The sequence below is a fragment of the Herbiconiux dendrobii genome, from assembly GCF_052048175.1.
GTDB lineage: Bacteria > Actinomycetota > Actinomycetes > Actinomycetales > Microbacteriaceae > Herbiconiux.
The window spans coordinates 691,857-710,532 of record NZ_JBLZQV010000002.1 but is presented as its reverse complement, the minus strand read 5'-3'; the positions used below and the strand labels follow the sequence as shown (position 1 = coordinate 710,532).

General features: G+C 69.0%; 18 protein-coding genes. 7 read left to right on the top strand and 11 right to left on the bottom strand.

Annotated features, from left to right (window positions below; translation table 11 throughout):
- Positions 1-126: 126 nt before the first annotated feature.
- The 7 genes from ACN4JJ_RS08250 to ACN4JJ_RS08220 all read right to left on the bottom strand — a co-directional run bounded on the left by ACN4JJ_RS08250 (position 127) and on the right by ACN4JJ_RS08220 (position 7,694).
- Positions 127-930, bottom strand: coding sequence for an enoyl-CoA hydratase/isomerase family protein (locus ACN4JJ_RS08250; protein ID WP_440709428.1), 804 nt, complete (start codon positions 928-930; stop codon positions 127-129).
- Position 931: 1 nt separating this feature from the next.
- The gene (locus ACN4JJ_RS08245) at positions 932-2,170 is read right to left on the bottom strand and encodes a hypothetical protein (RefSeq protein WP_440709427.1); all 1,239 of its coding nucleotides are present in this window, start codon (positions 2,168-2,170) and stop codon (positions 932-934) included.
- Positions 2,167-3,528, bottom strand: coding sequence for a CaiB/BaiF CoA transferase family protein (locus ACN4JJ_RS08240; RefSeq protein ID WP_440709426.1), 1,362 nt, complete (start codon positions 3,526-3,528; stop codon positions 2,167-2,169). Before ACN4JJ_RS08240 ends, ACN4JJ_RS08245 begins: the two co-directional genes overlap by 4 nt.
- 110 nt (positions 3,529-3,638) lie before the next feature.
- On the bottom strand, positions 3,639-4,766 hold the full coding sequence (locus ACN4JJ_RS08235) for an aldose 1-epimerase family protein (protein WP_440709425.1): 1,128 nt from the start codon (positions 4,764-4,766) through the stop codon (positions 3,639-3,641).
- 52 nt (positions 4,767-4,818) lie between these two features.
- Positions 4,819-5,562: an SDR family NAD(P)-dependent oxidoreductase gene (locus tag ACN4JJ_RS08230; RefSeq protein WP_440709424.1), complete on the bottom strand. Its 744-nt coding sequence runs from the start codon at positions 5,560-5,562 to the stop codon at positions 4,819-4,821.
- A 49-nt stretch (positions 5,563-5,611) separates the two neighbouring features.
- Positions 5,612-6,526 (bottom strand): sugar phosphate isomerase/epimerase family protein, encoded by a 915-nt coding sequence (locus ACN4JJ_RS08225; protein WP_291048456.1) that lies wholly within the window; start codon positions 6,524-6,526, stop codon positions 5,612-5,614.
- A gap of 61 nt (positions 6,527-6,587) precedes the next feature.
- Positions 6,588-7,694: a Gfo/Idh/MocA family protein gene (locus ACN4JJ_RS08220; RefSeq protein ID WP_440709423.1), complete on the bottom strand. Its 1,107-nt coding sequence runs from the start codon at positions 7,692-7,694 to the stop codon at positions 6,588-6,590.
- 137 nt (positions 7,695-7,831) lie between these two features.
- On the opposite strand from ACN4JJ_RS08220, the gene ACN4JJ_RS08215 reads away from it, so the two are divergent.
- The gene (locus ACN4JJ_RS08215; protein ID WP_440709422.1) at positions 7,832-8,965 is read left to right on the top strand and encodes a substrate-binding domain-containing protein; all 1,134 of its coding nucleotides are present in this window, start codon (positions 7,832-7,834) and stop codon (positions 8,963-8,965) included.
- Between the two features lie 40 nt (positions 8,966-9,005).
- Here the strand turns inward: ACN4JJ_RS08215 and ACN4JJ_RS08210 are convergent, their stop codons facing one another.
- The gene (locus ACN4JJ_RS08210) at positions 9,006-9,392 is read right to left on the bottom strand and encodes a hypothetical protein (protein WP_440709421.1); all 387 of its coding nucleotides are present in this window, start codon (positions 9,390-9,392) and stop codon (positions 9,006-9,008) included.
- Positions 9,393-9,655: 263 nt separating this feature from the next.
- Here ACN4JJ_RS08210 and ACN4JJ_RS08205 point away from each other — a divergent pair, with 263 nt between their 5' ends.
- The 4 genes from ACN4JJ_RS08205 (at position 9,656) to ACN4JJ_RS08190 (ending at position 14,578) form a co-directional block, all read left to right on the top strand.
- Positions 9,656-10,744 carry a substrate-binding domain-containing protein gene (locus ACN4JJ_RS08205; RefSeq protein ID WP_440709420.1) on the top strand — a complete coding sequence of 363 codons (1,089 nt, stop codon included), beginning with the start codon at positions 9,656-9,658 and terminating at the stop codon, positions 10,742-10,744.
- A gap of 95 nt (positions 10,745-10,839) precedes the next feature.
- Positions 10,840-12,459: a sugar ABC transporter ATP-binding protein gene (locus ACN4JJ_RS08200; RefSeq protein ID WP_440709419.1), complete on the top strand. Its 1,620-nt coding sequence runs from the start codon at positions 10,840-10,842 to the stop codon at positions 12,457-12,459.
- Entirely contained in the window at positions 12,456-13,466 is a 1,011-nt protein-coding gene (locus tag ACN4JJ_RS08195) for an ABC transporter permease (protein WP_440709418.1), read from the top strand. Before ACN4JJ_RS08200 ends, ACN4JJ_RS08195 begins: the two co-directional genes overlap by 4 nt.
- Entirely contained in the window at positions 13,463-14,578 is a 1,116-nt protein-coding gene (locus ACN4JJ_RS08190) for an ABC transporter permease (protein WP_440709417.1), read from the top strand. Before ACN4JJ_RS08195 ends, ACN4JJ_RS08190 begins: the two co-directional genes overlap by 4 nt.
- A gap of 78 nt (positions 14,579-14,656) precedes the next feature.
- Here the strand turns inward: ACN4JJ_RS08190 and ACN4JJ_RS08185 are convergent, their stop codons facing one another.
- The gene (locus ACN4JJ_RS08185; protein ID WP_440709416.1) at positions 14,657-14,899 is read right to left on the bottom strand and encodes a PLDc N-terminal domain-containing protein; all 243 of its coding nucleotides are present in this window, start codon (positions 14,897-14,899) and stop codon (positions 14,657-14,659) included.
- A gap of 13 nt (positions 14,900-14,912) precedes the next feature.
- On the bottom strand, positions 14,913-15,623 hold the full coding sequence (locus ACN4JJ_RS08180) for a hypothetical protein (protein WP_440709415.1): 711 nt from the start codon (positions 15,621-15,623) through the stop codon (positions 14,913-14,915).
- A 64-nt stretch (positions 15,624-15,687) separates the two neighbouring features.
- On the opposite strand from ACN4JJ_RS08180, the gene ACN4JJ_RS08175 reads away from it, so the two are divergent.
- On the top strand, positions 15,688-15,882 hold the full coding sequence (locus ACN4JJ_RS08175) for a hypothetical protein (protein ID WP_440709414.1): 195 nt from the start codon (positions 15,688-15,690) through the stop codon (positions 15,880-15,882).
- A 90-nt stretch (positions 15,883-15,972) separates the two neighbouring features.
- On the opposite strand, the gene ACN4JJ_RS08170 is transcribed toward ACN4JJ_RS08175, so the two are convergent.
- Positions 15,973-16,866, bottom strand: coding sequence for a MurR/RpiR family transcriptional regulator (locus tag ACN4JJ_RS08170; RefSeq protein ID WP_440709413.1), 894 nt, complete (start codon positions 16,864-16,866; stop codon positions 15,973-15,975).
- A 222-nt stretch (positions 16,867-17,088) separates the two neighbouring features.
- Here ACN4JJ_RS08170 and ACN4JJ_RS08165 point away from each other — a divergent pair, with 222 nt between their 5' ends.
- Positions 17,089-18,642 carry an ABC transporter substrate-binding protein gene (locus ACN4JJ_RS08165; RefSeq protein WP_440709412.1) on the top strand — a complete coding sequence of 518 codons (1,554 nt, stop codon included), beginning with the start codon at positions 17,089-17,091 and terminating at the stop codon, positions 18,640-18,642.
- Positions 18,643-18,676: the final 34 nt, after the last annotated feature.

Genomic DNA, 18,676 nt, shown 5'->3' with positions numbered 1-18,676 from the left:
GGGTGCGGGAGGGTTTGGAAAGCGGCCGGGTGCGGTTCGGGTGTCTACCGCGAGGTGCGGGTTGGGGTGCGAGGTGTGGGTTTGGGGTGCGGGAGGTGGGCCGCGGATTGGATCCGGCCGGTGGCGCTAGCGGCGGTGGAAGACGCCCGCGCGCTTCTCGGCGAAGGCGGCTCGGCCCTCGGCGGCGTCGTCGGTGGCGAACGTGACCGTCTGCAGGTCGCGCTCGTAGGCGATCGCCGCATCCTGAGGCAGGTTGAACGCGGCACGGAGGTTCGCCTTGGCCGTCTCGGCCGCGATCGGCGGACGCGCGGCGATGGTGCGGCCGAGCTCCTGCGCCCGCGCCACGAGGCCCTCGGGTTCGACGAGCTCGGAGACGAGGCTCCAGCCGAGCGCGGTCTGTGCGCTGATCGGATCGCCGGTCATGATCATCAGCGCCGCGTTGCTCGCGCCGATCGAGTGGGCGAGGAACGTGCTCATGCCGCCCCCGCCGATCCAGCCGAGCTTGATCTCGGGCGCCGCGAAGCTCGCGGTGGTCGAGGCGAGGCGGATGTCGCAGATCATCGCGGTCTCGAGCCCGCCGCCGAAGGCGTAGCCGTTGACGGCGGCGATCAGGGGCTTGCGCAGCTCCCGCAGGGCGTCGCAGTAGTCGACGCGGTTGCGGAAGTCCCACGGCGTCGCGTACTTGTCGAGCGAGCGGATGTCGGAGCCCGCGCAGAACGCCCGCTCGCCCGCGCCGGTCAGCACCACGGCGCGCACGTCGTCGCTGTCGTTGGCCCACTCGGCGGCCTCGACCAGCGCATCCGACATCTCCTGCGTGACGGAGTTGAGCTTCTGCGGCCGGTTGAGCGTGATGGTGAGCACGCGCTCGTCGAGCTCGAGCAGGATGTCGCCGGTGGCGAGCACGGGCAGGGCGGCTTCTTCGCTGGTCATCTCAGACCCTTTCGGCGGTGCTGCGGGTGGGGACGGAGGCATCGGCGGCGGCGTGGCCGTCGGTGGGTGCGGCGGCGAAGGCCTCGTTGAGGCGGCGGATGCCCGGCTCGATGCCGAGCTCGCCGGCGACGATCTCGCGCACGATTGCGGAGGCAGCGGTCTGGAACGGGATGTACCCGCCGAAGCGCGGGCGCACCCAGGAGTCGTCGAGGGTGGCGAGGGTCGAGCGGTAGAAGTCCGCGCTCTCGCGGTTCACCTCGTCGTCGAGCCAGGCCGCGCGGTTCGAGGGCTGCCCGGCGTGCCGCGGGATGAAGCCGCGCTGGGTCTCGGGATCCATCAGGTGACGGATGTGCGCCACGAGCTCGGGCGTCACCTCGGTGCGCGCGCTCACCGCGAGCCCGGTGCCTCCGATGGTCGATCCGTGCCGGCCGGCGGGCACCGCCACCGGGGCATCCGCGAACCGTATGCTCTTCGAGGAATACGTGACGTACCCGTAGACGAGGGGGCAGTACGCGATGTCACCGACGGTGCTCATGCGCTCGAGCAGCCCGATCGGGTTGAGCTCGGCGGTACCTTCGGGCACCCGCTCTCCGATCCCTCGCATCAGCTCGAGCACCCGCCCGGCGGTCTCGTCCGAGACCAGCGCCCCCTCCTCGCGATCCAGCGATTTTGGCCCTTCGGACGAGGTTCTAGGGCCGAAATCGACGGGTCGCGAGGAGGACGAGGGGTGCTGGGCCGGGGGTTCACCGAGGGCGACACAGAGGGAGGCGAAGGTGAGGAAGGCGTGGGGGCCGGCCAGGGAGAGGGCAACCGGGGCGGAGCCGGCGAGGTCGGCGACCTCGGCCCACGTGGCGGGCGGGGTCGCGAGCAGGCGGGCGTCGTGCACGGCCACCTGGGCGGCGGCGTCGAGCGGCACCGCCCACTGGTAGCCGTCGACGGAGTAGGAGTCGAACGAGGGGCCGACCGCCTGGTGCGACCAGCGCTCGATGTCGGCGGCGCCGACCACGGCGTCGAGTGGTTGCAGCGAACCGTGCTCGAGCGCCTCGCCGAGGTGCGGGTGGTCGAGCACGATCAGCTCGTAGTTCTGCGCCAGGTCGTCGATGGGGTGCGACTCGAAGCCCTCGAGCGGATGCGCGCTCCACTCGAGGTCGAGAGCGCCGGCCTCCCGGGCCTCGGTGGCCGCCGCCTCGAGCGCGTCGCGGCCCCGCGGGTGGTCCCAGGTGATGCCGCGCAGCGTCATGCGGGTTCTCGCACCGAGGCGGACTCGGCCGACCCACCTGCAGCGGGCCCACCCGCAGCAGGCCCACCCGCAGCAGGCCCGGCGGAGGCGGTGGCGGCCGGCCCGGCAGACGAGCCCGTAGCAGGCGTAGCGGACTCCGCCGACTCCGACGCCAGCACGCCCGCGGCCAGCAGGGAGTCGATGCGCGCCGCATCCAGCCCCAGCTCGGCCACGATCTCGCGGGTGTGCTCGCCGGTCAGCGGCGCCCCCCGATCGATGCGCGCGGGCGTCTCCGACAGCTTGTACGGGAACCCGGGGGTCTTCACGAGCCCCTCGGTGGGGTGCTCGTACTCGATGAAGGTGCCGTTGTGCGCGATCTGTTCGTCGTCGACGAGGTCTTGGTAGTCGTACACCGGCCCGGCCCAGATGCCCGCAGCCGAGAAGGCGGCGAGCCAGTGCTCCGACGACTCGGTGGCGAGCCGGGCGGCGGTGCGCGAGAAGATCTCGTCGCGGTGCGTCCAGCTGTCGGTCTCGGTGTCGAGCCCGGCGAAGAACGGATCGCCGATCACCTCGCCGAGCGCGTGCAGCTCGGGCATCGCGAGGGCGATGTACCCGTCCGCCGTCGCGAAAGCGCCGTACGGCGCGCGGATGTAGACGTGCGCGTGCGGTTCGGCACTGCGCTTCTGCGCCACGCCCCCCACGGTGAACACCGAAAGCTCCTGCATCTGCAGGGTGGTGATGGCATCGAGCATGTTCACCGACACGAGCTGCCCCTGCCCGGTGCGCTCCCGATGGAAGAGCGCGGCGAGCACGCCCTCGAAGGCGGTGGAAGCCGTGATGGCGTCGACCAGGTACTGCCCGGCCGGGGTGGGCGGATGCCCCGCACTGCCGGCTGAGAGCATCGCGCCGCTCATCGCCTGCAGCAGCAGGTCTTGCCCCGGACGGTTGCGGTAGGGGCCGTCTTCGCCGTAGCCCGAGATCGACACGTAGACGATCGACGGGTTGATCGCCTTCAGCGTCTCGTAGTCGACGCCGAGCCGGGCGGCGACGCCGGGCCGGTAGTTCTGCAGGAAGACGTCGGCCGTCTTCACCAGCTCGTACAGGATCTCCTTGCCGTCGGGCGACTTGAGGTCGACCCCGATGGAGCGCTTGTTGCGGTTGAGCGAGAGGAACGAGACGTTGATGCGGTTGCCCGTGGCCCCGCCCGCCGCCGCGTGCCGCTGCCACTCGCCGGTGGTCGGCTCGACCTTGATCACGTCGGCCCCCAGGTCGCCGAGACGCTGCGCGGCGAAGGGGCCGGCCATGGCGATCGAGCAGTCGAGCACCCGGATGCCCGACAGCACTTCGGGAGCGGAGCCTGCGGCGGTGGATTCAGTCATGGTGGGTTCCTCGCGCTTCATCGGCCGCGCATCCGCTTGCAGTGGTCGCAAGTGATGGCAGCGCTAACATCATGGTATCAGGGCCGGCTTGGATCGTCATGGCGACGCCCCTATTCGGGCTGGCCGGCGATCGAGCGGATGGCGTCGCGAGCCGCGTCGACCTCCGCAGGGCCCTCGAGGATGCGGATGACCGTCGAGTACTCACGGCTCTCCCCGTGCTCGAGGAAGGTCATCGACCCGTCGTCGCGCGCCGCACCGTCGCCGCCCACGTGGTGGGTCGAGGGCTCGAGGCCCACGGCGTACTGGCCGGCGCGCAGGTTCTGCCATTCGAAGAAGTGCGGCATGCCCGCCGCGGTCCAGCTCACCTCGACGCCCCGGGCGCCGTCGGCCGCCAGCAGCGCCACGTGGTGACGGCCGTCGGCATCGGGCACCAGTTCGTGCTCGAACACCTGCTCGACGAAGCCCGTGATCGGCGCCGGCAGAGTGCGGTAGGACACCCCTTGCGAGGCCGCCGAGTCGGAGGCCCAGAGCGTCTTCGCGATCGGTGCCACGAATTCGGTGCCCTCGTCGACGAAGGGCCAGCCGATGTTGAGGTGGTAGAGGAACATGTGCGGCGTCGGCTCGAAACCGAGGTTGTCGACCACGTCGTGCAGGCGGATCTCGCGCCCGTCGAAGTCGAGCTCGATCGTGCGGGTGAGCCGCAGGTGCTCGCCGAAGGAGGTGGCCTGGATCACCTCGCCGACGACCCGCAGCACCGGAGTGCCCGACGGGTCGGCGGCCGGCACCTCGCGCGCCTCGAGCAGCTTCGCGGGGATAGCGGTCAGCCGGCCGTGCAGGCCGTGCGTCACCGACTGCTTGGGCGGGTAGCCGTAGCGCGTGGCGTCGACCTCGCCACCGAAGAGCGTGTGGTCGAGACCGCCGCTGACCAGCAGCCCGTCGAGGGCGCGTAGCCAGGAGAGGCCGCCCTCGTCGCTGTGCTCGTGCAGGCCCGGGTGGCGGAAGCCGTTGCCCGAGCGCCAGCCGAACGGCACGCCCTTGATGGAGGCCGAGCCGAGGTCGAAGGCCCGATCGACCAGCACCTCGAGCTCGAGGCCGGCGGCCGTGCGCAGCTGCAGGGCGCGAACGCCCCGCTCCACCCCGTCGTCGAGCACGACCGAGCGGATGCCCGCCACGGCCGACAGGTCGCCGGTGCGCCGTTCGAGGTCGAGCCGCGAGAGCTCGGTGCCGAAGATGTTCACAGGGTCGTCCCTCTCGTGTGCGGGTGCGGGTTCGCCATCGGGTGCGTGCGCGTCATTTCATCACCCATCCGCCGTCGACGTTGATGGTCTGACCCGTCACGAACGACGAGTCGGGGCCCACCAGGAAGGAAACCACGGCGGCGAGCTCGGCATCCGTTCCCCGGCGCTTGATGGCCTGGTGCTCGATGACGTGCGCCGAGTACTCGGCGGCGTCGCCCTGGATCTCCTCGGCCTTCGTGGGGAAGGCGCCGGGGGCCACCGCGTTGACGCGCACCCCGAATTCGCCGAGCTCGCGGGCGAGAGCGCGGGTGAGCGCCACCGCGGCGCCTTTGGTGGAGACGTAGCTGGCCAGGTTCGACCAGCCGCCGTTCCAGGTGATGGAGCCGACGTTGACGATCGCCCCGGAGCGCCGAGCGACCATGCCGCGCGCCGCCACCTGGGCCGCGTAGAAGTAGCCCCGCTGGTTCACGGTGACGACGTCGTCGTACTCCGAGAGGGGGATCTCGAGGAACGGCGTGCTGGGATAGATCGCGGCGTTGTTCACCAGCGCCTCGACCGGGCCGAACTCCGCTTCCGTGGTGCTGATCGCCGCCTCGATGGCCGAGGCGTCGCGCAGGTCGACCTCGAGCATCCGGACTCCCGCTCCGGCGGCCTCCACCAGCGACACCGTCTCGGCGAGCTCGTCGCTCCGCCGCCCCAGCGCCCCGATGGCGAACCCGTCGGCCGCCAGCCGCAGGGCGGTCGCCCGCCCGAGCGCCCCGCCGGCCCCCGTGATCACCGCTACTTTGTCGTGCACCACTGAAATCTCCGTTCGATCCTTGCCTGGAATGCCGTTCCCCGATGCCTCAGATCGTGTACTTCTTGAGGATATCCGTGACGAACTGCTTGGCCCGCGGGATGTCGCTCTCGTCGAGGTGCTCGATGATCAGCGGGGCGTTCGGGCTCTGCTCGGAGAGGCGCTGCAGGTACAGCTCGTAGTCGAGCGAGCCGAGGCCGGCGGCCGGCAGCTCGATCTCGCCGACACCGCGGAAGGTGTGCGAGGCCAGCGCGTCGTCGTCGCCGATGTCGGCGTGCTTCTCGCTCTTGTCGTCGCCGGCGCGCTTGACGTCTTTGGCGTGGGCCACGCGCACGCGGTCGCCGAGGGTGTCGAAGACCTCGTTCAGCACGAGCGCCTGGTCGTCGATGTTGGTGGCGTCGAAGTAGTTCGTCGGGTCCATCAGCAGCTCGAGGCCGGGGGTGCGGATGTCATTGAACACGCGCACGGTCTCGCGCACCGAGCCGATGACGTTGTTCACGTAGGTCTCCAGCAGGAAGGTGGCGCCGTGGTCGTAGGCCTCCTGAGCCAGCTCGGCGAGCACCGTGCGCACCTGGTCGTAGGCGTCTTCGGAGCGGTTGTGCGGGTCGTGGTCCCACTCGCTCTCGGGGTTGAAGGTGCCCGACTCGGAGATGACGTACTTGCTGCCGAAGTTGCGGGCGTTGCGGATGATCTCCTTGAGGTACGCCACGTTGGCGGCGCGGTGCTCGGGGTCGGGGTGCACGATGTTGGTGTAGCCCGAGATGGCCGAGATCGGCAGGTCGTGGTCGCGGAAGGTGTCGCTGACCAGCTTCGCCTTCTCCTTGGTGATCTGGCCGGCGGAGAGGTCGAGGTCTTTGAAGTGCAGGTCGAGCTGCACCGTGTTGAAGCCCTGCGCGCGGATCTTCTCGGCGGTGGTCTTGAGGTCGTAGGGGTAGTAGGCGGTGAAGATGCCCAGCTGGATCATGGCGTCGTTGCTCCTTGGTGTGATTCCGGTTGTGGGTGGTCGTGCGAAGTGGAAGTGGGCTCTAGAGGGTGAACTCGTCGAGCCGAACCGGGCGCTTCTCGGCGATCGAGCGGTAGCCGGCCTCGATCAGCGCCATCGTCTTGACGTTGTCGGCGACCGAGAGCTCGGGCGCGGTGGCGGTGTCGACCGCGTACTGCACCTGCTCCATCACGCCGATGAACGCGTGCGGGAACCAGTGCGTGTCCCAGCTCGGCTGCACCCACTGGCCACCCGTGGTGAGCGTCGAGGCGTAGCGGATGGTGGAGGGTTCGCCCGTGGGCCAGCCGATGGTGCCGTTGGCCACGCCCGCGGTGCCCTCGACCCGCCACTTGATGAAGAAGTCGTCGTCGTAGCCCTCCTCGCGGGGGCCGCCCCAGACATCCTCGACGCTGAGCGCCAAGACGTTCCCGGGGAAGCGCAGCGTGGAGACGACGATGCCGTCTTCGTGCTCGAAGGTGGTGCGCGGGTCTTCGCGCACCACCGTGGTGATCTCGCTCGGGTCACCGAAGAGGTACCGCAGCGCATCCAGGTGGTGCACGCTCATGTTCGCGAGCGTCAGCCGGTCGTAGCCCTCGAGGAAGCCCTGCCAGTGCGGCACGGCGTGCATGTCGATCTGCGCGAACACGGGGTCGCCCAGGGCGCCGGCGTCGAGCAGCTGCTTGAGCACCCGGATCGACTGGTCGAAGCGCATGTTCTGGTTGACCGACAGGATCTTCCCCGCCGCCGCCGCCTCGTCGCGCAGCGCGATCGCCTCGTCGAGGTCGAGCGCGAGCGGCTTCTGGGCCAGCACCGCCTTGATGTGCGGCTGAGCGAGCGCGGCACGGATGAGCGCCGGCTGCAGGTCGGGCGGATACGCGATGTCGAGGATCTCGATCGACGGATCGGCGATCAGCTGCTCGGGCGTCTCGTGCACGGTCGCGATGCCGTAGCGGTCGGCCACCGCCTGGGCGTTGGCCTTGGTGCGGGAGGCGATGGCCACGACCGGGAACCCGGCGAGCTGGTACGCGGCGAGGTGCTGATCGGCCATGATGGCCCCGGCTCCGATGCAGCCGATGCGGTGGCTGCGGCTGCGGATCTGCACATCCGGGGCGAAAGCGTCGGGTGCGAGGGCATCGGGTGCGATGGTCACGGCGTCTCCTTATCGCGTCGTTGCGACGGTTCGATCACACTAGCGAAGTGCGACTGATAGCGCTACTGGCAGCGCTGCCATTGCCACGGTAGTGTCGCTCCTGCGTTTCGTCAACAGTCTGTTTCACGGGAGAAATCATGCGATCACCTCACCGCCGCCACATCCGCACGGCCCTCGCCCTCACGGCCGGGGCCACGCTCCTGGCCTCCCTGGCCGCCTGCAGCGCGGGTGGAGCAGAGAGCACCGATGCCGCGGGCGGCTCGGCCGGCGGCGACTGCAACGTGGGCATCTCGATGCCCACCCGCTCGCTCGAGCGCTGGATCAACGACGGCGAGGGCCTGCAGAAGCTGCTGCAGGATCAGGGCTGCACCACCGACCTGCAGTACGCCGACAACAAGACCGACCAGCAGATCTCGCAGCTGCAGAACCAGATCGCGGGCGGCGCGAAGATCCTGGTGATCACCGCGATCGACGGCGAGACGCTCGGCCCGGTCTTGGCCGAGGCCGAGAAGCAGGACGTGACGGTGATCGCCTACGACCGCCTGATCAACAACAGCGACGCCGTCGACTACCACACCGGCTTCGACAACGAGAAGGTCGGCGAGCTGCAGGCGGACTACATCGTCGACAGCCTGGGGCTGGAAGAGGGCAAGGGGCCGTTCACCTTCGAACCCTTCGCCGGCAGCCCCGACGACAACAACGCCCGCTACTTCTTCTCGGGCGCCTGGGACGTCCTGCTGCCCTACGTCGAGAACGGCCAGCTGGTCGTGCCCTCGGGCAAGGCGCCGGCGAGCAACGACGACTGGGCCTCGATCGGCATCCTGGGCTGGGGCTCGGATGACGCGCAGGCCGAGATGGAGAACCGGCTGTCGTCGTTCTACACCGGCGGCGAGAAGGTCGACGTGGTGCTCTCGCCCAACGACAGCCTCGCGCTCGGCATCGAGGCGGCCCTCAAGGGCGCCGGGTACTCGGCGGGTGAGGGCTGGCCGATCGTGACAGGCCAGGATGCCGACAAGGCGAACGTGAAGGCCATCCTGAGCGGCGAGCAGGCGATGACGGTCTGGAAGGACACCCGGGTGCTGCGCGAGCGCACCGCCGAGATGATCGCCTCGATCGTGGCCGGCACCGAGGTGGAGACCACCACCGAGTTCGACAACGGCGCCACCACGGTGAAGTCGTACCAGCTCGACCCCGAGGTGGTGGTGAAGGACGACGTGCAGACCAAGCTCGTCGACTCCGGCTTCGTCAGCGCCGCCGACGTCGGCCTCTGATCGCGAGAGACATCGGAGGCGCACCGGATACCGGAACCGGTCAGCCGGTGAACCGGGCGATGAGGTCTTGGATGGCGGGGAGCAGGCCGCGTGCCTGGTCGGTGCCGGCGATCGCGGTGATGACGAGCGGCCAGACCGACACCGACAGCGTCGAGATGACCGCGGCGACACCGATAACCCAGGCTGCTGCGCCGTTGCGGAGGCGCAGACAGATCGCGAGGAGCACCAGCGCGAGCAGGTAGCCGATCAGGATGGCGAGGGCGATCTGACCGACGGGCACATCCAGGGCGCCCGCAGTACTGCCATCCGCCGTGCCGATCAGTCCGAGGATCGGGAGGAGCACCCCCAGAAGGATCAGCAGACAGATCACCGTCGAGGTGATGAAGGCGGCCCAGACCGAGCGTGGGCGGGGCTTGCGGTACCTCATGGCGGTTCCGGTCCTTTCGGGTCGGGGACGTGGTCGGATGCGGACGCGAGTCGGCGAGGGCACACCGATAGGACGTGCCGGCGGGGGGAAATGTCACGAATCGGGCAGGTACGTCGTAAATCTGGCAGCGCTACTGGTAGCGCTGCCATTTTTGCGCTAGTGTCCCGAATCACACCCGTTGCGCACTACCTGTCCCTTGCACCGTTGCACGACCGGACACGCAGGCGCCGACATCGTGACCCACCGATTTCAAGGGAGAAATCATGCAAGGAACACAGCACACCCGTCGCATCGTCAAGGCATCGGCCGTTCTGGCCGGGGCCTCGGCCCTCGCCCTGCTCGCCGGCTGCACCAGCGCCCCGGCGGAGGGTGGCGGGGCCGGCTCCACCGACGCCGGCGGCGACGGCAAGTTCGTGATCGGCTTCGAGCAGCCCCTCGGCGGCCAGGCCTGGCGCGAGATGGGCCTGGCCTCGCTGCAGGCCCTGGCCAACAGCCCGGAGTACAAGGACAAGGTCGAGCTCAAGATTGTCCGCACCAACGACAACGACGCCGCCCAGCAGAACGCGGCCATGCAGAACCTCATCGCCGACGGCGTCGACCTCATCCTGTTCGACCCGGCCTCCTCCTCCGGTGCCGACGCGGCCATCACCCAGGCCGCGGCCCAGGGCATCCCGGTCATCGCCAATGGCGGCCCCTACGACAACCCCGACGTCTACGTCGTCTCCACCGACTGGGGCAGCGCCGGCACCATCGGCGCCGACTGGCTGCTGAAGAACCTCGGTACCGACAAGAACATCGCCGTGCTCGAGGGCCTCGCGGGCGTGCCGCTGAACGAGGGCACGATGCCCGGCGTGATCGAGACGCTCGAAGGCGGCGGAGCATCCGTCGTCGCGCAAGACACCAACGGCTGGAACGAGGCCACCGCCCAGGAGGCGATGAGCACCATCCTGCGCTCGAACCCGGATGTCGGCGGCGTCTACTCCTTCCTCACCGGCGGTCAGGGCATCCCCGAGGCCTTCAAGGCCGCCGGGCTCCCCTTCGTTCCGGTGGTCGGCGGATCCGGTTACAACGGTGAGGCCTGCACGCTCGAGAAGTACGCCCCCGAGGGCCTGACCGGCGACATGGTGTTCGGCCAGCCCGCCATCTACGCCAAGGGCCTCGAGCAGGCCGTCGCACTCTTGGAGGGCGACGACATCGAGAAGGAGCAGTACTTCCCGCCGCTGGAGATCACCGAGGAGAACGCGGGCGACTACTGCCTCGACGACAAGCCGGCCAACTTCCAGCTCGGCTACGACTTCCCGGGGCTCGACCTGACCCTCGACCAGGTCATGGAGTACTACTCGGGCTCGTAGTCCCGCCCCCGGCACGGGTGCTGCGGATCGCCTCGCGGCCGCAGCACCCGTGCCATCCCTTCCGCTTTCTCGTCCTCCCCTCGAACGGAGCATTCGTGTCCGACCCCACCGCGCCCGGCACCGCCCCTGCCACCGCCGCGGCGCCCCTGCTGGCCGCCACCGACCTGGTGAAGAGCTACGGCCCCGTCAAGGCCGTGCAGGGCGTCACCTTCCACTGCAACCCGGGCGAAGTGCTCGCCCTGGTGGGCGAGAACGGCGCCGGCAAGAGCACCGTCGCCAAGATGCTGGCGGGAGCCGTGACCCCCACCTCCGGCAGCATCACCGTGGCGGGCGAACCGCTCGCCTCGGGCAGCGTCAAGCAGTCGCGCCTCTCCGGCGTGCGCTGCGCCTTCCAGGAGCTGGCTCTCGTGCCCGACTGGACCGTGGCCGAGAACCTCTCCCTCCCCGACGGCGCGCCGCTGCGCGGCTTCTCGCAGAAGAAGTCGGTGGCCAAGGCGAAGCAGCTGCTCGAGACGCTTCACCTGCCGCAGATCGACCCGCGCGCGGCCGTCGACACCCTCTCCCTCGCCGACCGCCAGCTGGTCGAGATCGCCCGCGCCCTGGCCGGCGACCCGAAGCTGCTCATCCTCGACGAGGCCTCCTCCGCCCTCACCCCACCCGGCGTCGCCTGGCTGTTCGCCCGTATCCGCGAGCTCACCGCCCGCGGCGGCAGCGTGATCTACGTCTCGCACCGCCTCGGCGAGATCGCCGAGATCGCCGACCGCGGCACCGTGCTGCGCGACGGCAAGGTCGCCGGCGAGTTCGTGCGCGGCGGCTGGACCGACGACGAACTGATCTCGATGATGGCCGGCCGCGAGGCCGAGCGCTTCTTCCCCTCGCCCCCGGCCAGGACGACGGATGCTGTGGCGCTATCGGTCGAGAACCTGCGGGCCGAGGGCCTGCACGGCATCGACCTCTCGCTCGGTGCCGGTGAGATCCTCGGCATCGGCGGCCTGCAGGGCCACGGTCAGGCCGAGCTGCTGCGCGCCCTGTTCGGAGCGAGCCCGGCGCAGGCCGACTCGTGGACCGTGGGCGGGCGCCGCATCCGCCGCACCACCCCCGTGCGCGCGGTCGCCAACGGCCTCGGCTACGTTCCCGAAGACCGCAAGCGAGAGGGCCTCGCCCTCGAGATGAGCGTCGGCGAGAACCTGCTGGCGCCCTGGTACCGGGCCTACCAGCTCGGCGGGCGACCCCGTCTCTCCCGTGAACGCGGCTGGATCGACGGCATCCTGAACGCCCTCTCGGTGCGCACCCGCGGGCCGAACGAGCTGGCCGGGTCGCTCTCCGGCGGCAACCAGCAGAAGCTCGTGTTCGGACGCTGGATGAACCGCGATCGCACGGTCATCCTGCTGCACGACCCCACCCGCGGCATCGACGTGCGGGCCAAGCAGGAGCTCTACGGCGCGATCGTCGACCTCGCGAAGCAGGGCGTCGGCATCCTGTGGTTCTCGACCGAGGTCGAAGAGCTCGTGCACGTGTGCCACCGCGTGGTGGTGCTCTACCAGGGGCAGGTGGCCGACGAGCTGATCGACCACCGGCTCACCGCCGACAACGTGGTGGGCGCCGCGGTGGGTGCCACCGGCAGCCTCGCCGCGCAGACCGCGGCCGCGGCATCCGGAGCCCCCATCTCCTCACCCCCGAACTCGAACGTCGCACAGGAAGGGCTCGTCCGATGAGCGCCATCTCCCCCTCCCCCTCGTTCGCCACCCGGTGGTGGAACGGCACCGGCGTGGTGCGGTTGCGCCGCGAGGGTGCGGTGGCCCCGATCGGTGCCTTCGTGGTGTTCTTCGTGGTGTACGTGATCATCAACCCGGCGCTGCTCACGCGGTTCCAGCTGCAGACCGCGGCGAACCTCGTGGTGCCGCTGGCGCTGGTGGCGCTCGGGCAGCTGATCATCGTGCTGGTGGGCGGCATCGACATCTCCATCGGCGCCATCATGAGCCTGTGCAACGTGGTGTTCGCGGTGCAGCTGGAGACCATGCCGGTGCCGGTCGCCATCCTGCTCTCGATGGGGGTGGGCCTGGCCTGTGGCCTGTTCAACGGTCTGCTCGTGGCCTACGGCGGCTTGCCGGCCATCGCGGTCACCCTGGCCAGCGCCTTCATTTTCGGCTCGCTCGCCCGTGAGGTGCTTGACCGGCCGGGCGGCGGTGTGACCAAGGAGATCTACCTGGCGACCAGCGGCGAACTGCTGCCGTACGTGCCGGTCGCGTTGGTGTGGCTCGCGGTCGTCGCCGTGCTGCTCTGGCTGTTGCTGCAGCGCACGGCGCTCGGCCGGCACATCTACGGCGTCGGCTCGAACATGGAGAGCGTGCGGGCCGCCGGCCTGAACGCGCGCCTCACCAAGCTGCTGGCGTTCGGGCTGGCCGGGGTCATCACCTCGTTCGGTGCGATGATGCTCGCCTCCTCGACCGTGACCGGCGACCCCCGATCGGGCGACCCGTACCTACTGTCCTCGATCGCGGCCGTGGCTCTCGCCGGCGCCGCCTTCACCGGCGGGCGCGGCTCGATCATCGGCACCATCCTGGCCGCCTGCACCCTGGGCCTGATCGGCAACCTGCTGTTCTTCGCCGGGGTCAACTCCTATTGGCAGTACGTCATCAGCGCACTCATCATCGTCGCGGTCGTGGGCATCCCGGTCGTCTGGAGACGGGTCGCGTTCTTCGCGAAAGGGGCACGCTCGTGACCACGCCCGGAACCTCCTCCGTCACCGGAACTCCCGAGACGGTGGGCACGCCCGCGTCGACCGGTCCGCTCGGCACCGCGCCCGGGCTCGACACCGGCGGGCCGGCTGACGGATCGGCTTCGCCCTCGCCCGACTCCTCGTCGCCGTCGGACTCGCCGCGCGGCTCCCACGCGTCGTTCCTGTCACGGGTGCCGCGCGCCGTCTGGCCGCTCGTGGCCTTCGTGGTGCTGTTCGCGGTGGGCGGCCTGATCCGGCCGAACCTCGTGACGGTCGACTCGCTGATCGGCACGGCGACCTTCGCGATCATCCTCTCGATCGCCTCCTACGGGCAGACGATCGCGGTGATCCAGGCGGGCATCGACCTCTCGGTGCCGAACACGATCGGCTTCTCGGCGCTGGCGTTTCTGACGCTCGTGGGGCCGCTCGGTCCGGTGGGCGCCTTCGTGGCGGCCCTGGCGGCCGGCGCGCTGATCGGCTTCTTCAACGGGGCCGTGATCGCGAAGCTGGGGCTGACGCCCATCGTGACGACGATCGCCATGAACGGGCTGCTGTTCGGCGTCATCCTGCTCGCGTTCAACTTCTCGGAGCTGACGGTGACGCCCGACTTCGTGATCGCGATCACCTCGGCGAAGATCTCGCTGCTCGGCATCACGATGCCCGCGGTGCTGCCGCTGGGGCTCGCGCTGATGCTCGTGCTGCAGCTGGTGCTCTCGTTCACCGGCTGGGGACGCTCGCTGTTCGTGGTGGGCGCAGCGGCCGAGACCGCGCGCCTGGCAGGGCTGCCGGTCGACCGCATCCGCATCACCGGCTACATGCTCAGCGGTGTGCTGGCGGCCTTCGCCGGCATCGTGATCGTGGGCTATTACCAGCAGGCCTCTGCCACCATGGGCGCGAGCTACCTGCTCGCCTCGGTGGCGGCGGTCGTGGTGGGTGGCGCGTCGATCTTCGGCGGCCGCGGCTCCGTCGTCGGCACCGTCGGCGGCGCGCTCGTGCTCGGCCAGGTCTCGACGCTCGTCACCGTGCTCAACCTCGGTGCGAACATCCAGCAGCTCATCTACGGCGCAATCATCCTGATCGTCATCTCCCTCTACGGCCGCCGCCGCGCGGCCTGACCTCGAGGTCGCGGCATACCCACGAGAAGGGCTCTCCCGGCTGGCGGGGAGAGCCCTCGACGTCGACGCCTCGCGGGCTCACGTCTTGATCGAACGCAGGGTCTGGCGGTTGAGGCCGTAGTAGACGAGCCAGGCGAGACATCCGAGTACGGGGAACACGATCATGGCCAGGCACCACAGTGCTCGGCCGAGGACAGACATGCCTCCCGCGCGCAGGAGGGTCAACACAGCGATCGCGAGCAGCGCGACCCAAAGCACGAAGATGCCGTAGCCGAGAATCGTCGGGAAGAACGGAACTACTGGTGAGACCGTCTCATTCATGTGTCTTCTCTTCTCACGAGTTGGATTGCCAGGCGGAGTCATCGCCGACGTTGAGTTGAATCCAGACGTTCCACGAGCCCCAGGGCGCCGAGACGTCGGCCTGCCAGCGGCCGTGAGCCGCGGTGCTGCCTTCGATGTCCTGACTCATGACGAGGCTCGGCGATGAACAGCTGGTCGGGATGAGGCATTGCTGATAGCCGTAGCCATAGTCGGTCATGCGGTCGAGACCACCATCCACCAGGGTGTAGCCGACGCCGATTGCACCGACGACGATGGTTCCCCACACGCCATCGATCTGACATCCGGTGACGCTCTGGTGGCCTGACCCGGTCGTGTAGGTGCACTGCGTGATTGCCGGGTCGGATTCAGCCGAAGACGGTGCTGTTCCGCGTGATTCGATTGGAGTCTCCACACCGACAGCGGAGAACGAGCCGTCAGGGAACCGCCTGATCTGGTACTCCACGCCGTCTATCGAGGCGCGTTCGACAAGGGAAGGGACCGCGCCTTCGCGATAGACATCCCACGGAGCGCCCGAGGCGGCTACCTCCAGCAGCGCCATCTGCTGGTGCGGTGGCACTCCGAACTTGGTCAGTAGGTCGATCGTCGCCTGGTCGCTCGATGCGGCTACGTCTGACTGGTGCGCTTGCGCCATCACCGGTTGCAGGGTCGCGGCACCGACCATCAGGAGTGCTGCAACTGCAGCGAGGATTCTCATCTTCTGCATGATCATTCCCTTCGACTGCCCCCCCATACGGGGGTAGCAGAAAGGTACGCTCGAACATGATGAAATGTCAAGATCCACGACAGTGTGCCGTAGCGCCCCCGCCATCACCGGTTACGTGCTCAGCGGTGTGCTGGCGGCCTTCGCCGGCATCGTGATCGTGGGCTACTACCAACTGGCCCCCGCCACCATGCGCGAGCTACCTGCATATTGTGAGGCTTCAGGAGCACAGGTGGCACCACCGGCCGCGACGACGGCGTGATGCTGCGAAGACTCGGCGATGAGAGTCGACTCGACTACAGCAAAAGGCTGGCCGAGTTGCCCCACTACGCCAGCATGGCGATGTGACCTGTCAGCCGACGGTGCGACCGCGCACGGCCTCGTAGGTCTTCCGTAGCGCGCCGATCGACTCGTCGTACGACGCCTGGGCGACCCCGGTGAACAGGCAGTCGATCACCATCAGCTGCGCGATACGGCTGCCCAGCGCCCCAGACCGGAAGCGCGTCTCGCGGGCGGCGGTGGTGAGCACCACGTCGGCCCGGGCAGCGAGCGGCGACGAGTCGAAGTTCGTCACGGCGATGGTCTTCGCTCCGGATGCCGCCGCGAGCGCCAGGAAGTCGATGGTGTCGACGGTGCTGCCCGAGTGGGAGATCGCGATCGCGGTCGCGTCCTCGCCGAGCACCGTGGCGGCGGTCCAGGCGGCGTGGGCGTCGGGCCAGGTGAGGGCGGTGCGGCCGATGCGGGAGAGCTTCTGCTGCAGGTCGAGGCCGACGACCGAACTGGCGCCCACCCCGAAGATGTCGATGCGGCGGGCGCCGAGCACGGCCTGCACGGCCTCGCCGAGAGCGGTGATGTCGAGTGTCTTCACGGTGTCGCTTATCGACAGCGTCTCGTTGAGGGCCACCTTCGACACGATGTCCTCGAGCGTGTCGGCCCGGTCGATGTCGCCGGAGACCGCGGAGAACGAGGAGTTCTCCAAGGTCTCCCGTGTGATCTCTCGGGTCAGATCCATCCTCAGGTCTTTGAATCGCGTGTAGCCGATTCGACGGTAGAACCGCACCACTGACGTCGTGGACACCGCACAGGCGTCCGCGAGTTCGGCGATGGAGAGGGCGGATGCTGCGGTCGGATCGTCGAGGAACACCTCGGCGACGCGGCGCTCAGACGGCGGTAGGGAGGGAATCGCGGCACGCATGGCCACCAGGACGGTGCGCGACTCCGGCCGCGACGTGGCCTCTGTGGTCATTCCCCAACTCCTCCGAGGTCGATGTCGGCCACACTACTTCACCGCTTCTCCCCGACGAAACAATTTTACGGAATTAAGTTACGCATCGGAAATATTCTGTGTAAGTATGTGCCGTACGGTTGATCTCGAAGTCGACATCCCGTGATCCTGCTCGGGTCGCCGTCGGCTCTCGCACCCAGCGCACCACCAGACATCCGATCAGGAATCCACAAGGGAGTAGTCATGTCACACGGTTCCCGGCCCGCGGGCTGGATCGCGGCGGCCAGTGCCGCGGCCGCGATCACGCTCATGATCAGCGGCTGCACCGCCAGCAGCCCCACCAGCACCTCGTCGTCGTCGACGAGCACCGACGGCGCACTCGTGGTCGGCGTGACCAGCGACCCCGACACGCTCTTCCCCTGGAAGGCCACCCAGTTCCAGTCGGTGAACGTGCTGCAGAACATCTACGGCACGCTCACCGAGTTCGACCAGGACCTCAACGTGGTTCCGGGTCTCGCCGAGTCGTGGACGGTGTCCGACGACGGCCTGACCGTCACGTTCACCCTCCGTGACGGGGTCACCTTCGACGACGGCAGCGCGTTCGACTCCGCCGACGTGAAGTCGTCGCTCGACAAGATCAAGGACGAGGCCACCGCCGCGGTCGCCGCTGCGACCCTGGCGTCGGTGACCTCGGTCGACGCTCCGGATGCGGGCACCGTGGTGCTCCACCTCGCCACGCCCGATGCGGGCCTGCTCGCGGGGCTCGCCAGCGTGAACATGGCCATCCTCTCCTCCGATGACACCGAGCAGACGCTCAACACCACGCCCAACGGCACCGGCCCGTTCAAGTTCGACGACCGCACGGCCAGCCAGTCGCTCACGCTCTCGCGCTTCGACGACTACTGGGGCGACGCGGCCACCCTCGCCTCGGTGGAGTTCCGCGTCATCCCCGACGAGACCTCGATCGTCTCGGCGTTGCAGTCGGGCAACGTGCAGTTCGCGGTGTTCGACGACCCGCTGGTGGCTCAGACGGCCGAGACCGGCACGGTCGGCATCACGAAGACGCCGCAGCTGAGCTACCACGCGCTGCAGCTCAACGCGAGCCGCGACGTGCTCTCCGACGTCAACGTGCGGCTGGCCATCCAGTGCGCGGTCGACCGCGACGAGGTGCTGCAGACCGCCGCGCTCGGCGAGGGCGAGGTGACCGGGCCGATCACGTCGCCCGCCTACAAGTCCGACCCGGATGCGCGCCCGTGCCCCACGCGCGACCTCGACAAGGCGAAGGACTACCTTGCCAAGGCCGGCAAGTCGGGTGGCGTCACAATCGACACGATCGTCTCGCAGGGCGAGTACGCCACGAGCGTGAACGAGGCCCAGAACCTGCAGTCGCAGCTCGCCGACGCCGGCATCACGCTGAACCTCGAGGTGCTCGAGTCGGGCGCCTACGTCGACCGCTGGGTCGCCGGCGACTTCGACGCCGCGGTCGCCCTGAACGGCGGACGGCCCGACCCCGACGGGATGTACGGCCGCTACTTCACCAGCACCGGGAACCTGAACAAGGTCGCGGGCTACAGCTCGCCCGAGCTCGACCAGCTGTTCGCCGAGGGCAAGGCCACCTCCGACCCCGATGCGCGGAAGGCGATCTACGACGAGATCTCGGCCGACCTCGAGGACAACGCCGCCTGGATCTGGATGTTCACCAGCTACTCGTACACCGCGACCAACTCCACGGTGCAGGGCTTCGTGCCGATGGCCAACGGATCGCTGCAGTACCTGCGGACCACCACCGTCGGTTGACACCGGCCTGATCTGATCCGGTGGGGATGCGGCC